Source organism: Streptomyces sp. NPDC034043 (assembly GCF_055575675.1).
The window spans coordinates 184,483-199,492 of the sequence record NZ_JBVISF010000013.1; the positions used below are offsets into that span (position 1 = coordinate 184,483).

At 71.9% G+C, this 15,010-nt stretch carries 10 protein-coding genes; 5 read left to right on the forward strand and 5 right to left on the reverse strand.

The window, feature by feature from the left end; all coding sequences use genetic code 11:
- Positions 1-121: 121 nt before the first annotated feature.
- From ACZ51S_RS27690 to ACZ51S_RS27705, 4 genes are all read left to right on the forward strand, one after another.
- Positions 122-1,228 carry a glutamate--cysteine ligase gene (locus ACZ51S_RS27690; RefSeq protein WP_468802305.1) on the forward strand — a complete coding sequence of 369 codons (1,107 nt, stop codon included), beginning with the start codon at positions 122-124 and terminating at the stop codon, positions 1,226-1,228.
- Between the two features lie 377 nt (positions 1,229-1,605).
- Positions 1,606-2,331 (forward strand): dienelactone hydrolase family protein, encoded by a 726-nt coding sequence (locus tag ACZ51S_RS27695; protein ID WP_468886549.1) that lies wholly within the window; start codon positions 1,606-1,608, stop codon positions 2,329-2,331.
- Positions 2,332-3,529: 1,198 nt separating this feature from the next.
- Complete coding sequence (locus ACZ51S_RS27700) at positions 3,530-4,441, forward strand: hypothetical protein (RefSeq protein ID WP_468962308.1); 912 nt, start codon at positions 3,530-3,532, stop codon at positions 4,439-4,441.
- 1,024 nt (positions 4,442-5,465) lie between these two features.
- Positions 5,466-6,947 carry a hypothetical protein gene (locus tag ACZ51S_RS27705; protein ID WP_468962309.1) on the forward strand — a complete coding sequence of 494 codons (1,482 nt, stop codon included), beginning with the start codon at positions 5,466-5,468 and terminating at the stop codon, positions 6,945-6,947.
- Positions 6,948-7,281: 334 nt separating this feature from the next.
- On the opposite strand, the gene ACZ51S_RS27710 is transcribed toward ACZ51S_RS27705, so the two are convergent.
- Together ACZ51S_RS27710 and ACZ51S_RS27715 are read right to left on the reverse strand one after the other, a co-directional pair.
- Positions 7,282-9,642, reverse strand: coding sequence for a M48 family metalloprotease (locus tag ACZ51S_RS27710; protein ID WP_468962311.1), 2,361 nt, complete (start codon positions 9,640-9,642; stop codon positions 7,282-7,284).
- Entirely contained in the window at positions 9,639-10,205 is a 567-nt protein-coding gene (locus tag ACZ51S_RS27715) for a hypothetical protein (RefSeq protein WP_468476002.1), read from the reverse strand. The genes ACZ51S_RS27710 and ACZ51S_RS27715 overlap by 4 nt, the downstream gene beginning before the upstream one ends.
- Before the next feature lie 656 nt (positions 10,206-10,861).
- On the opposite strand from ACZ51S_RS27715, the gene ACZ51S_RS27720 reads away from it, so the two are divergent.
- Positions 10,862-12,079 carry a threonine synthase gene (locus ACZ51S_RS27720; RefSeq protein ID WP_468962313.1) on the forward strand — a complete coding sequence of 406 codons (1,218 nt, stop codon included), beginning with the start codon at positions 10,862-10,864 and terminating at the stop codon, positions 12,077-12,079.
- An 89-nt stretch (positions 12,080-12,168) separates the two neighbouring features.
- On the opposite strand, the gene ACZ51S_RS27725 is transcribed toward ACZ51S_RS27720, so the two are convergent.
- The 3 genes from ACZ51S_RS27725 to ACZ51S_RS27735 all read right to left on the reverse strand — a co-directional run.
- Positions 12,169-12,660, reverse strand: a complete 492-nt coding sequence (locus tag ACZ51S_RS27725) for a pyridoxamine 5'-phosphate oxidase family protein (RefSeq protein WP_468802300.1) — start codon at positions 12,658-12,660, stop codon at positions 12,169-12,171.
- Positions 12,661-13,010: 350 nt separating this feature from the next.
- Entirely contained in the window at positions 13,011-14,180 is a 1,170-nt protein-coding gene (locus ACZ51S_RS27730; protein ID WP_468962315.1) for a hypothetical protein, read from the reverse strand.
- A gap of 408 nt (positions 14,181-14,588) precedes the next feature.
- Positions 14,589-15,010: transposase (locus tag ACZ51S_RS27735; RefSeq protein WP_468962317.1), on the reverse strand; the 422-nt coding region annotated here is incomplete at its 5' end.

Sequence of the window (15,010 nt, forward strand, 5' to 3'; positions counted from 1 at the left end):
GAGGGGTGCCTCCGGCACCCGCGGCGGCTCGGCCGCCCATGACGGCGGGCCGGCGGCGGCATGGTCGTCGGAAGACAGGGCAGGTGACGACCATCTGAAGGCACAATCCCCGGGTGGCGGTATGAGAAGTGTGGGTGTGGAAGAGGAACTGCTGCTGGTGGACGAGCGCAGCGGTGAACCGCTGGCCGTCTCGGGAGCGGTTCTGGCGGCGGCGGACCGCCTGGCCTGGCAAAGCCCGGGCGGGGAGGACCATGCGTTCGAGAAGGAACTGCACAAGGAGCAACTGGAGTTCGCCACCAAACCGGTGACCCACATGGGTGAGCTGCACGACGAGATCGTCCGAATCCGCGGGGAGGCCGCGCACCACGCGGCGAGTGCGGGCGCCGTGGTGGCGGCCGTCGCGACCTCGCCGCTGCCGGTGCGGCCCTCGCTGAGCGCGGGGCCGCGCTACCGGTGGCTGGGAGAGCAGTTCGGCCTGACGGCGCAGGAGCAGCTGACATGCGGCTGCCACGTGCACGTCTCCGTCGAATCGGACGAGGAAGGCGTGGCGGTCCTGGACCGCATCCGACCGTGGCTGGCCGTCCTGACCGCCATCAGCGCGAACTCACCCTTCTGGCAGGGTGAGGACAGCGGATACGGCAGCTATCGCAGCCGGGTGTGGAACCGCTGGCCGTCCGCCGGACCGGTCGACGTCTTCGGCTCCGCGGACCGGTACCACGAGCAGGTCCAGGCGATGATCGACACCGGGGTGCTCCGGGACGTGGGCATGATCTACTTCGACGCCCGGCTGTCGGCCAATTACCCGACGGTGGAGGTCAGGGTGGCCGACGTCTGTCTGGACGCCTCCACGCCGGTCCTGATCGCCGCTCTCGCACGCGGCCTGGTCGAGACCGCGGCCCGCGCGTGGCGCGACGGCGAACCCCCCGCCAGGATCGGCACGAGCCTGTTGCGCCTGGCCAACTGGCGGGCGGGCCGCTCGGGCCTGGACGGGCCGCTGCTGCACCCCGAGACCATGCGGGAGACGTCGGCCGTGCACGCCGTCGAGGCCCTGTACCAGCACGTGCGAGAGGCCCTCGTAGACCACGGCGACGACGAGCGGGTCCGGGAAGCCATCGCCCACCTGCACGAACGGGGCAACGGCGCCCGCGTCCAGCGCCGGCTGCACGCCAGCGGGGAGACGCTCGCGGCGGTCGCCACCCGGTGCGCGGAGTTGACGATCAAACCCTGAGACGCGCGGCGGTGGCCGAGTCGCGAGTCCCTCGGGGACCGGAGCACCGGAGCACCGGAGCACTGGGCGGGATGATAATCACAGCGCGCAGGACCTGGCCGACCATGCGGCCCGGCAGCTCGCCGTGCGGCCCTGCTACCAGGCTCGGGCATCCGCCAACCCAGCCCACAGCCGCTCGTCCGGCCCCGCCTCGCGCCTCCGGCAGCGGGCGACGTCAGCAATGCCGTCGGCGAGCGGGAGCCAGGCTCGGGTGCCGGCCGGCAGGGCCGTCTCCCGCTCAGAGCCGATGCGGTCTCTGGTGATGGTCGACAGCCGGCTGTTCTGCCAGCGGTGAACAATGGCCCGGCCGGCCTCGGTGATCACTACCGTCCGAGCTCATGACGAGCGTTACAACACGTACGGTCGAGTACCCGGCCGATGGTTTGACGATGATCGGGCACCTCGCGCTTCCGGCCGGTGTCGGCCGTCGGCCCGCGGTGCTGCTCGGACCCGAGGGCATGGGGCTCAGCGACGTCGAGCGCCGACGGGCCGATGCTCTCGCCGAGCGGGGATACGTAGCGCTGGCCTTCGACCTTCATGGCGGGTGCTATCTGGGTGACCCGGAGGAGATGCTGGCCCGTTGCATGCCCCTGCTCGCTGATCCCGACCGGATGCGGGGCATCGGCCATGCGGCGCTCGACGTGCTGCGCGCCGAACCGCGGACCGACCCCGACCGGATCGCCGCCGTCGGCTACGGCACCGGGGGCGCCGTCGCGCTGGAACTCGGGCGCGATGGCGTCAGCCTGCGCGCGATCGGGACGGTCAACGCAACCACCACGGGCCGACCGGGCGAGGCGGCGCGCATTCGCTGCCCGGTGTGGGCCGGGGTCGGGTCGGAGGACCCGATCATGCCGCCCGCGCAACGGGACGCGTTCGCCGCCGAGATGCAGGCCGCGGGCGTCGACTGGCGCATCACGGTCTACGGCGGCGCCCTGCACGCCTTCCACCACCCACCGGTCGACCACCCCACGGTCCCCGGTGTCGGCTACCACCCACAGCACGCGCAGCGAGCCTGGCGCGACGTCCTCGACCTGCTCGCCGAATGCCTGCCCGTAACGGAATGATCGCGCTTCCGTCAACGCGCCTACGCGTTCTCCGCCGGACAACGGACAAACCAAACCCGTCCATAGCTACTGCTCGAAGGCCACCCCGCACGCAGCGCGGCCGGGCCCGACATGGCTTCCGCAGCCTGCGCCGCTGCGTGATCAATACTCCTGGCTCCTGCCCCGACACAGGGTCTCGGGAACGCGGTACCGGTCCGCCCCTGGGTCCGGCCCGGCACCTCAGTGAGGCATGGCCGCGATGGCAGCACCGGCGATCTTCTTGGCCTCCGACTCGCAGGTCGATGCGGGATGCCCCCGCCCCGCCCAGAGCGATGCGGGCCACGAGATTGTCATCGCGGATGTTCAGGCTGCAGTGGTCCTCCGGACCGGGATAGCTCACGTCCGGGGCGCTCCAGTACGCCTCGTCGCCGAAGCCGAGGTCTGTCGCCAGGGTCTCGTTGGCGTATTTCTCTCGGAATTCCTTGCGCTGCTGCTCGGCTTCGTCTTCGCCGCGCTTCAGTTCCCAGCTGATGAACGCGTGGACCTTGTCTACCAGGCCGGTGATCCTGACCTTCTCCAGCCCTGTTGCACGCATGACGCCCGCCCCGCTCCTCACCGTGGAGTACCTTCCGGTCCCGAAGCGAATGGATCATACAGAAACGTCTCTGCCGAGGATCCCGAACCAGACGGGCCGGTGGGGGCAGAACGCGGCCCGCCGTACGGGCGGGCACCCTCTTCGGCGGCGGCCGGAGATCCTCCCCGGGGTCAGCGCTCGTGTTCCTCCGGGTCCGTGAGCCAGTCAGCGACTTGGGCGTCGGTCATCAGCGGCACCTCGGCTGGGTGGGCGTCGCCGTCCTGGACGACGTGGGCGTGGCCCGGGCGCGGGCTGCTCTCGGGGGGCGGGGCCGACGATCAGGGCGAGCCGCTGCCAGGTGCTGGCCCTGGCTCGGACAAGGACGATGACGCCTGGATGCGCGCGGCGTTGGCCCTCGCGCCTGATTGACGGCTTGGCCACCTGGCCGAGTTGGGGCAGGAACGTGGTCAGGCCGACGCCGGCACTCTGCAAAACAGGACCACCTGACCGGCCGTCCGGGGCCAGTCCTCACCCGCCAGCGGCCAGCACCGCGCGGTCGAGCAGCGGGCGCAGGGCGTCGGCGGCCCAGCCCGGGGCGGGCCTCTCCTCTCCCTTGACGAGTTGTGTCTACGTAACCTCTGGCCTGTGATCTTCAAGGGAAACGTGCGGCACCTCCTGTGGCGCAAAGGACTGCTCAAGAACAGCGTCGGCCGCCGACAGGTCACAGAACTCAACCGCATCTGCGACCTGGCCGAGATGGGCAGGGCCGATGAGGCCGAGGCGGCCGCGCGGGCATTCCTCTCAGATCCCCGCCGTGCCAAAGACCGCGACCCCGTCCCGAGGTGGTCGGCCTCCATCACTGCCACAGCCTCCGCGATCAGCCTCGGACGAGGGGCACACATACTCACCGAGCTGGATGCGCTCATCGCCGAGATGCGGGAGGCTGCAGACACTCCGGCCAGGCAGGCCCTTCTCCTCACGGCCCGTATCAACCGAACAGGCGCACTGATCGCGCAGCACCGCTACGCCGAAGCCGAGCACGAGGCCCTGGACATACTCCGCGTCGCCGGCCGCCTGTCACCCCTCACACCGGTAGGGCAACACCAGCTCACCGCCCTGTGGAACCTCGCCGAGGCCCTCTGCTGGCAAGACCGCTACGAAGAGGCCGAAGTGATCGCCCGCGGAAACCTCCCCCGCGCCGAAGGACCCACGCGCGCCGGCCTCAACGCGGTCCTCGTAGCAAGCCTCAACGGCCAAAAGCGCTACCAGGAAGCTCTCGATCAAGCCCGCGAAACCGTGACCGACCCTTCCCCCGCCGACACCGGCACCGGCACCGGCACCGGCACCGGCACCATCGAAATACTCACGGCCATCGCCCTACACCACCTCGGCCACCACGAAGAGGCCATCGCCCTACACCACCTCGGCCACCACGAAGAGGCCAAAGCCACGGCACGGCAGGCACTCCACGCCTGTCAGCAAGCGCTCCTCCCCGACCACCCCCGCATCCAACGAGCCCACGACATCATCACGCACCTCGACAGCCCTGCTTCTTGATTCATTGGCTTGGGGGTGATGGGTTTCGGCAGGTGCTGGCGGACACCGGCTTCGAGGAGGATCGCCTCGTGGCCGAGGGCGTGCCCCTGATACGGCACGCCCGCTGGGTCATGGTCGGCTGCATCCCCGACGAGATCTCGCGGCCCGCCAGGCGGCGCGGTGCCGTCCGCAGTCGTCGGTCGTCCGCGGCCGCGACCCGCCGGGGGCCGCGGCACAAGGCGCGACCCTGTGCGTGGTGACTGGCGGCCCGAGCACGGCGCCCGATGGCCACAGCCGTCGGCGCCCGGTGACCGGCCAGGCCTGTTGCCGCTCCTCCCCCGACGACTCCAGCACCCCCGCGCCGCCCCGTCGAAGACCGGCCCCGGCGCAGGCCTCCCGGACGAGCCCGGTGGCGTTGAACGGCCATGGCCACGATGCGGTCCGGTCCGCCCATCGGCGATCAGCGAAACGGTTCCGCGCCCTGACCTGGAGCCGGTCTTCACCGAACGCGCCCACCGGTGGGCGACCGACGGACGCCTTGTGCCGGGCCGGCAAAGCAATGGACCATTCTCGTGTACGCCGCTGCCCTTGGCCTGGTTACTGACAGCCCCGGTGCAGCACTCCAACGCAGTTCAGGGGACCGAGTACAGCAGGGTGAATCTCCGGACCGCACCATGCGAGTCCGGCCGGTGCGGTGGCCCCCTGCTGGACCAGGGAGGGCGGTGACGGCCCGGCAGACTCCGGTGCCCTGGCCGTGCGCAGCGTCAGAAACCCCTCGGCTTCACCCCCTTGCAGGTGCGCGGAGGGCCATCTTGGCGGCCAAGCCGGGGCGGACGGGATCGCGTCAGGGACCAGGCCGTCCGGCATCGTCGATGGGCCACCAGCTCGGCGTAGTCGCGGTCCGGCCGCGGGCCCGGGTCGGGTTCGTGCGGCTCCGACCCGTACGCCACCTACCGGGTCCGGCCCTCACCACGGGCGGCCGTCTCCTGCTCGGAGCCGATGCAGTCGCATCGATGGTCACCAGCCGACTTGCGATGATCTCTCCATGGCGCACAACGATGATCAGCTGACTCAGGTCGCGTTCGGTTTCTCCGAAGCAACGGAATCGATACGCGCCGATGCCCTGCGGCTGCTCGAAACGGACTCCGGCCTCCATGCGGAATGGGTGGCGGGGCTCGCCTCGAACCACGCGGCCCCGGACTCGGTGCTGCGTCGTTTGTTCACACTGGATCCCCGGTCCGAGGCGTGGCGTTTGCTCGGCAAGCGCGAGCTGTCGCAGACCGCGGCGATGGCCGCCGCCGAACACCCCGACCCGGACGTCCGCAGCATCCTGGTCGGGAATTCCCGTTTGCCGGCGGAGGTCTACGGAACACTGGCTGAAGATGCGAACACGGCCGTACAGCGCCGCATGATCCGGATCGCTCAAGCCTTCGGCGTCGAGCTGCCGACGGAGGTGCTGGTCCGACTGGCGACCAGCCCGTACGCCGGGCCGCGGAGCAGCGCGGCAGAACTCGTGGGTCTGCCGGAGAAGAGCCTGCTCCTGCTGGCCGAGGATCGCGATGCCCGCGTCCGGGCCGCCGCCATCAACTCCCGAACCTGGCACAGACTGCCTGCGGCGGTCCGAGCCGCGGCGGGGGCCGACCCCGACCCTCGGGTACGCGAGGCGTTCGAACGCGTGACCCGGCTCATGATGCCCCTGCCGACGACGGTCGATGCCTTCCTCACCGAAGCGGACGAGGACCGCCGTCTCGGCGCCGCCCTCGCCGCACCCGTCGACGCGGGGCTGGCGGCTTTCCTCGCCACCCACGAAGACCCTTCCCTCCGTGAACGGGCCGCCCGGAACCCGCACGTGCCCACGCCCCTCGCCCTCGCGCTGGCCGCTGACGCCGATCCCGGCGTGCGACTGGCCGTGTCCACCCGAGCGGACTTGACGGAGGAACAGAGGGCAACGATCGACTACACGGCCCCGCAGGCCCGCTACCCGGTCCCTGCCTGGGTCGAGGAACACTTCGACGACCCTGATGCGCTGCGGGAGATCGCGGCCTCCAGCCATGTCATGCTGCGGCGCGCCGTCACGCGTGCGGCGGAACTGCCCGCCGACGTGATCGAGCGGCTGGCAGGCGACGAAGACCACTACGTGAGGTCGATGCTGTGCGAGAACGACCACGCCCCGCACGAACTCCTCGTTGAGATGCTCGCCGACTCTCCGAGGTGGGTCCTGCTGACCTCCCGTCGCAACTTCGCCCGGCCCGGCCTCGCCCGGTTCGCCGACAGCCCGAACCACCGACTGCGGTACGCCGCCATGCGCGACCCACACGCCGTTCCGGAACTCGTCGAGCGCCTCTCCCACGACCCGGACGACATGGTCCGGCACCACGCGGCGTCCCACCCGCTTCTGCCACTTCCCCGCCTCGTCGAACTCCTTGGCGCAACTGCGCAGAACATGGCGCGAACGGCAGCCCGCAACCACGCACTCCCCTACGACCTCATGCACCAGCTCCTTGACGTGGCCGGCGTCGAACGCTGACTGTCCTGTCGCGACTGGGGCGGCTCGGGGCCGCCCGTGGTCCCGCTGCACGGCCTCGCCGGACACTCCGGCGAATGGGACGCCGTACGCGCACTCGTCCTCGTCGAAGCCGGTCCCGGCGTGCCGGACGATTCGCGCGGCCGGGTCGACCTCGTCCAGTACGCACCGGCGCCGCGTGGCCCGGCCCCATCCACCGCGGGATCGACGGCGCCGACTACGTCGCGACCCCGCAGCCGCTCGGGCAGGCGATGCAGAACGTCCAGGGCGACCCGGCGAAGCAGGTGGAGGCCCGGGACACCGCGGCGCCGCGTCAAAGGTCGCCTGTGGGCTAGGGCTACGCCGTCGGCGCCGCCTGCCCGGGCCGACGGCTTCGGCGGATCAGACCGACCCGGAGCAGGACCGTCAGGCCCGCCGCGATGAGCCCCCAGCTGTAGGGCATGGCCAGGAGCGGCCACTCGGCGGCCCACGGCAGGATGTGGCAGTTCGCGGAGCCGAACCCGAAGCGCAGGCACCGGGAGTGGTCATGGGCCAGGAGCAGCGTCGGGTGCAGCACCGCACCCGCGACGACGGCGGCGAGGAGGCCGTGCAGCGGGCTCAGATCACGGGCCGCCGCCCGCGTACGGCGTTCCACGATCAGCGCCACGACGACCTGGGCGAGGCAGGCGCCCACGAGCCCGTAGGCGTACGGATCCCGGGGCAGCAGACCGGGCACGAAGAGGGCGCTGAACACGTGCACCGACCACCACAGGACGGCGGCGACGCCGGAGCTCCACAAGGCGGTCCGCAGCGCCGTACCCGGGCCGGGCTCCGGGGCCCGTACGCCCGCCCGCCGGGCCGCCACCCCACCCAGCAGCGGCACCAGCGCCGTAGCCAGCAGGAGCAGCGTCAGGACGAACGGCTGGACCCCCATGAGGTAGTAGACCCCGCCGACGACGAGCCGGACCGGGTCGCTCAGCCCGCCCAAGTACGGGCTCGACGCCAGCGTCACGGACCAGGGGGCCAGTTGCAGCAGGAAGGCGAGCCAGGCGGTGAGCAGCACGGCCGCGCACAGGACGGTACCGTGGACGACCAGCCCGGGACGCCGGCCCGCGGCCACGACGGGCGCCCACGCCCTAGCGGCGCCGGCGATCCACCGCACCGCGAGATAGCCGCCGGCGCCCAGCACGAACGAGGCGGTTCCCATCGTGAGCGGCGACGCCTCGGCGGGCGAGCCGATGGACGCCGCGTAGTACGGGGAGCCGACGGTGCCCAGGACCAGGCCCATACCGAAGGCGTTCCCGACGCGGTCTGCCTGCTCCCAGCGGCCGCCGGCGACGTGAGCGGCCAGCTCGGCCCGCCAGATCGCCAGGGTGAGCCCGGCGCCCAGTACGAACCCCAGGGGCAGCAGCGCGAACGGCTCGTACCTGCTGACGCCGGTGAGTTCACGGATGAGGCCCGTCACCGGTTCGTAGGAGTGGGTGGCCGCCACGCCCAGGGCCAGGGAACTGCCCGGAGAGAACGAGAAGAGCCGGCGGGGGTCGGCGAGGGCCCGTAGCCGGGCGCCGGGGCTGGGGTGGGTGGAAAGGACGTCCATCGCGTCGGCCTCCGCCTCCACCTGCGCCTGGGACTTCGGCTCCGGCATCGCCTGGCGCTTCGGCTTCCGGCGCCCACCGGGCACGGTCCTGAACCACCGCCGGACACGGGCCAAGGCCCTCCTCACCGGCCGGGCGTCCCTTTCCAGAGCCTTGCGCTTCGCCGCTTCCTGGGCCTCGGCGGCCGCGTGACGTCTGGCGTCCTCCGCCTTCGTCAGTACGACGGTCAGCCCCGCCGCCCCCTCCGCGACGAGGGCGGCCCGCGCGTCGGCGTGAAGTTCACGGCTGCGCAGCACGGACTTGCGGGCCAACGGGATGACCGTGCCCAGCAGGATCAGCTGCAGGCCGGTGGCGAAGTATTGGACCGCGGGCCCGGCGACGGACGGGCTCACCAGCGGCGTCAGCGGCACGGCGACGATCCCGGGGCCGAGCAGCATCGGCAGGTAGATCCGCCAGGCGGAGTCCGTGAGGAACGCGATGTCCACGTCCCGGTTGCGCAGGTGCGCCAGCTCGTGCAGGACGACCGCGCGGAAGGCTGTGCGGTCCGCATCGTAGAGGTGGACCAGGCCACGGCTGAGCATGACGTACCGCTTGCCGCGCCGGCCGAACGCCAGACCGGTGACCCTTGGATCCAGCAGGTCCACCATGTACGTGACGTCCTCACGGACCCCGGCCCGGACACGCAGCGCGGAGAGTTCGGCGGCGACCGCGGGAAGCCGGTCGGCCGGGAAGGGACGCAGGCCTCGCTGTTTGACGCGTATGGCGGGGCGGACCCAGTACAGGACCAGTGTCGCCGCCCAGAACAGGGCCAGGGGTACGAGGTCCAGCAGCGCCGACCGCAGCCCGGACGGGCCGCCGCAGTAGGCCGACCAGGTCTCCGAAGGCGGGGTGGGGCGGTCGGCCTCCAAGTCGGCGAGGAGCCCGAAGAGGCACTCCCGGAAGGCCTGGGGGTCGACGCCGTCACCGCCGGTGATCAACCAGCCGACGTAGGCGGTCCCCACGGTGGTCGCGGCCGCCGACATGGCGAGGGCGAGCAGCCAGAAGCGCAGCGTCGTCCCCGAGGTCACGGCGAACGGGTCGGGGCGGGCGGTGGGGGCGGGATCAGTGACGGCCGGCGCTGTCATTCGGTGGACGCGGCGGGCGTCGAGGAGATCAGGCCGCCCACGATGGCGTCCGCGAGGAGTCCGGCCCGGTCGTCGGGCAGCCCCAGTGCCAGGGCGCGAGCGAGGGCGATCTCCCGGAGCCGGGCGAGCTGGTCGGCGGTGAGGGGCGGCGGGGCGGTGGCCGCCTCCGGAGCCGCGACCGCGCGGGCACCGGCCTCGGCCTCGGCCCCTTCCATGGCCGGCGCGGCCTCCGCTGCGCCAACCGGCTCAGCCGTCGGCTCGCTGCCCCGGCGGCGGAACCAGCGGGCCAGCCGCGGCCGGGCCCGTGCGCCCACGACGCCCGCCGCGCTGACGGCGGCGTGCCGGACGACCTCCACCGCCACGGCCAGGGCCACACCGGTGAGGAGCTCACCGACGATCTCCACGCCCATGCCCAACGGCTCGTGCCCCCGCCGCCGTCGGGCCACCGCATGCCGCGAGGCGAGAAAGGCCGTGCTGGTCTCCTCGAAGAGGATCAGCTCGTCCGGGGCGATCTCGGTGACCGCCTGCCGGGCAAGCTCGACCGCTAACGCGTCCCCGTTCATGGAACGAGGGTCACAGAGGTGCCCTGGAGGAGTCAACCACCTTTAGGACTGGCGGAGTTGGTGTTCCCGCGCCGGTACGGCGGCGCCACCGGAGCCGGAGCCGCACGACGCCGTGGCGAGGCGGCGGACGGCAGGTATCGGCCCTTACGGGTGTACGGCGGACCGGCCTGGTGGCGCGCTGCGCCGGCGGGGGTGGGCGGCCGCCCGCGAGGGCGCCGGACGAACCGCCCCGGCTGGACCTGCGGAGACGTACGCGGCGACCGTGCACCGGATCTCCTGCGACCGCCGGGCCGCCCCGCCGGCCCGGGAGCTGCTGCTCGCTGTGGCGTACACCCTCTTCGTCACCGCCGGCGACCGGAGCCGGGGCGGGGCACCGGACCGTTCAGGTGCGGGCCGGCCTGCGTACCGACGGGAGCAGGTCATGCTCCGCGTTGCGGGTGAGGAAGACACCCGCTCCATCGTCGGTGTGCAGGAAGGAGAGCCCCGTCCCTGCCTCAAGGGCCTTCGCGTTGCCCGGGGGGTGTTTCAGGCCCAACACTGGTCTTCACCGCGGCGCATGGCCGCCGCATCCACCGCTGATGCCGCTCGGCAGTGGAGGAGGACCTGGCACGGTCGATGCGCTGGCATCCTTACCGCGTCCGAAGGAAAATGATCCCGTGAACTCCCTTGCTTCCGCCCAGCGTTCCCTCCGCGACCCCGCCGTACGCCACCCCCTGTGGCCGCCGCTCACGGCCGGCGACCCCGCCATGTCCACCGACTCCGTCGCGTACCCGCTGGACGTCGACTACGACTACGACCGCGTCCCGGAAGACCTGTTCACCGGCCCCGCCGCCCACGGCCTGGAACGCTGGGCGCCGCTGCTCCCCCCGCTCGCCGCTCCGGGGCTCGGCGAGGGAAACACACCGCTGGTACGGCTAGCCGACGGAGTCTGGATCAAGGACGAGTCCCGCAACCCGACCTGGAGCCACAAGGACCGCCTGAACCGGGTGGCGGTGAGCGCCGCCGTGGCGTCCGGCGCGCGCGGCATCGTCGTCTCGTCCTCGGGCAACCACGGCGCGTCGGCCGCCGCCTACGCGGCCCGCGCGGGGCTCCCCTGCACCGTCTTCACCTCCCCCTGTGCGCCCCCGGCCGTCGCCTCCCACCTGCGCGCCTACGGGGCGACCGTGCTGACCGTCCCCTACGGTTCCGTACGGCCGTTGATGCGCCGGATCGTCGACGAGCTCGGCTACCAGTCGGTCAGCAGCGTCACCGACACCGCGCACACCGGCCATCCCTTCGGACCCGAGGGGTACAAGACGATCGCGTACGAGATCGCCCACGCGCTCGGCCGCGCCCCGGCCGCCGTCCACATCCCCACCGGATACGGCGAGCTGCTGTACGGCGTCGCCAAGGGCTTCCTGGAGCTGGCCCGGCTCGGCGTCACCGACGCCGTCCCGCGCGTGTACGCCACCGAGCCGGCCGCCGCCGGCGCCCTCACCCAGGCTATGCGCACCGGAGCCGACACGGCACGGGTCCCGGTCGGGCCGACCGCCGCGTACGCCATCGACTGCGAGATCAGCGGTTACCGCGGAGTCGTCGCCCTGCGCGAGACGAGAGGCGAGGCCCGTACCGTAACCGACGAGCAGATGGCCCGGGCCCAGGACGAGTTGGCGGCGCAGGGCCTGTGGTGCGAGGTGTCCGCGGCGGCCGGCCTCGCGGGCCTGCGCACCCACGGCCCGGCCGACGAGGACGGCCCCGTCGTCTGCGTGGCCACGTCCAGCGGCTACAAGGACACGGCCACGGCCCGCGACACGCACGCGCCGGTCGACCTGACGTGGGAGGAGCTGAAGACCCGGCTCACCCCGGCCCGGCCATGGCCCGCCCACACTCCGTAAGGACAGGGCAGGGGCTCGGTGACCTCCAGGCCGGAGGTGGCGGCGACCGGGTCCGGCCGTGCACCTCGCCGTCCACACGGTCGGGACGGCTACCGCTGACGGAGGTCCTCCGCAGCCCCGGCCACCCATACGCCGTCGGTCATCAGACGGCGGTCCGGGAACTCGGGGTACTCATGCCACGCCTCGACAGTCACCGGCCGGATCCGGAACCAGCGGTAGGCGGGCCCGGCCGTACGGGCGTCCCAGCCGGTCTTGTCACGGAAGCCCTCGGCCACCGGGGCCGGGACGTCGTCCTGGGTGTAGGCGACCGCCTCGCCGTCGACGAGAACGACGTCCCGGGTGGTACCGAGGGCGAGCCTGGTCCGGCCGCCGGCAGCGAGGTTGCGGCCGGTGGGGTTGGAGAGCCGGGTGACGACCCAGACGGCGTCCCCGTCCCAGAGGAACGAGAGCGGCACGAGGTACGGCCGCCCGTCGGCGTCGGCGGACGCGACCCACAGATCCATGTCGCCCACGAGCCGCGCCCGCACGTCCCGCACACGCTGTTCGGGGTCACGGGGAGGCATGTCAGTGTCGGTAATCATTCCCCGAGCGTACGAGCCCTGGTCCGCACGGCCCCTCCCTCCTTCCAGCGCAGCGGAGGGAGGGCGACGAGAGGAGGCCGGCAGCCCCGCCCTCGTGATGCCCTGGCGGACGCGCGTCTCGCAGGTCCTGCTGCGGGTCTTGCCGAGTGTCAGCGGTTGTCCTGCCTCACACAAGTCGGGGCGGTCTCAGTCTTCTCGGGGCAGACCGACTCGGAGGTCAGCAGCCGATCCCAGCCTTCAGCAGGGCTGGGATCGGCGGCTCCAGTCCGGTGGCCGGTACCGGTGGCACCACGACGGCCTGGCCCACGTCCTCGTGCCCAGCACGGGGGCGCGGCGACCGGGCGGTGCGATCAGCGATCGTGGAGAAGCGCGACCGCTTCGGCGAAGTCGGCATGCGCGGGTTCGAAGGATCGTGCCGCGACGAGGAACATCGACCGGTCGGTGAGTGCGCGGGCCAGGAGTGCGGGGTTGTCGGGCAGGCGGCGGGCGAGCCTCACACCCTCGTCGAAGTAGGGTGTGAACCGCTCCTCGAACAGGTAGGGGTGGTCGCCTTCGCGGACGGCCGCGCGGATGCCGATTCTGCGTTGGACGTCGACCAGCTCGGGCAGCCGGTCGGCCTCGCGCAGTCTCGCCGCCTCCGCTTCGAGGCCCGGCAGCATGCCGAGGAATCCGTCCCACACGCACGACCGTCGGAGCGCCGTGCCGAACGGCGGCATCGGGGACTCGGGGCTCGCGGCGGGTTCGGCTGCCCGCCCCGACAGGACGAAGAGCGTACTCCACCACCCGAGGATGCAACTCCAGTTCTTCGGCTCGCCCGTGGCCGCGAGCTCCTCCAGGACACTCAGGGCCTCTCGCCGGGCGGCCGCGGCACTCGCCCCATCCCCGACGGCCTGCCGCATCCGGGAGAAGTGGACCAACTCCCAAGTGAGTATCGCCAGAGCGGTGCGCTGTTCGGCTGCCTCGCGCCGGGTCTCCTCAAGAAGCTCAAGGAAGACGGCTGATGCGGCGTCGTGCAGCCCGGCACCCTCCAGGTTCGCCGCCCACCGGACCATGTTCCAGAAGGAGTGCTCCGGAATCCCGTTCCGGGCGGCCTGCTCGTCCAGCTCCGCGGCCTCCCTGAAGCGCCCCTCCTCGGCCAGAACGCTCGCCAGGGGCTCGCTTCGGCCGGCCTCGGCCAGCTCCTCACAGATCGCGCGTCCTTCCGCCCTGCGCCCGAGGGCGAACAAGGAAGCCTGGTAGGCGTCCAAGGCCCAGCGCAACCGCTCCGCCCGGTTCGGCGCCCCCACCTCCATCCTGCGAGCGGCCCGGGAAGCCTCGGCGGCCAGCGCGACGTCCACCTTCGGATCCCGGCTCTCGTAGCGCAGCGCGAGCAGGGCGTCGACCAACTTCGGCACGTATGCCTTCGGACTCACCTCTGCCAGAACCCGGTACGCCCCGACCAGTTCGGCCCGACTCGGCCGGCCGGACCCCAGCAGCAGCACGCGGGCCTGAAGCACCGCGTCGTGATCGATCGTCACCATTCCCCCTGTCTCCGGATGACGCACGAAGGAGATTCTGAGAGATCGGGAACGGAACGGACAAGCCTCGCGAACTGTGCGTTCCGTCCTACGAAAAGCGGCGCTGACCTGTCATGATGGACATGCTTTCACCCTGAAAACCCATGAGCGGGGAGCCGCACGGAACGCCTCCCGTGCCGCACACAGCACCCGGCTCGACCCGGCTGCGAGGATGCGCCCGTGGTGAGCGACGAGGAGTGGGACCGCATCCGGCACGGCCTGTGTCTCGGGCAACGGTTGAGTGCCTGATCCAGATCCTTGCTCTGCGTCCCGCAATGCTTCAGGCACCCCGGCTCTCGCTCGCGAGGCAGCTGGGGACATGATGGCCTTCGTGACGCTCAGCCGGCAGACACCTCCGGCGCGGATCCTGGGCTAGGGGGTGTCTGACAAATGATCACGGACTGGTTCGCGGAGCCAGAGGATCAGTGAGGCCAGGATGGCTCCGGCGCGGTAGCGGTCGGCGAGCTTGTCGAACCTGGTCGCGATGGCGCGGAACTGCTTGAGGCGGGCGAAGCATCGTTCGACCACGTTGCGGTCGCGGTAGACCTCCGTGTGGAAGGCGGGCGGTCGGCCGCCGGTGCGGCCTCGACGCTGGCGGTTGGCCGCTTGGTCGCGGCGCTCGGGGATCGTGACGGCGATGCCCCGCCGCCGCAGCAGGTGCCGGATCGCCCGGCTGGAGTAGGCCTTGTCGCCCAGGATCCGGGTCGGTGTCGTGCGCGGGCGGCCGGTGCCGGCTCGCGGAACGCGGATCCCGTCGAGGACCTGGCCGAACGCGGTGGCGTCGTTGACGTTGC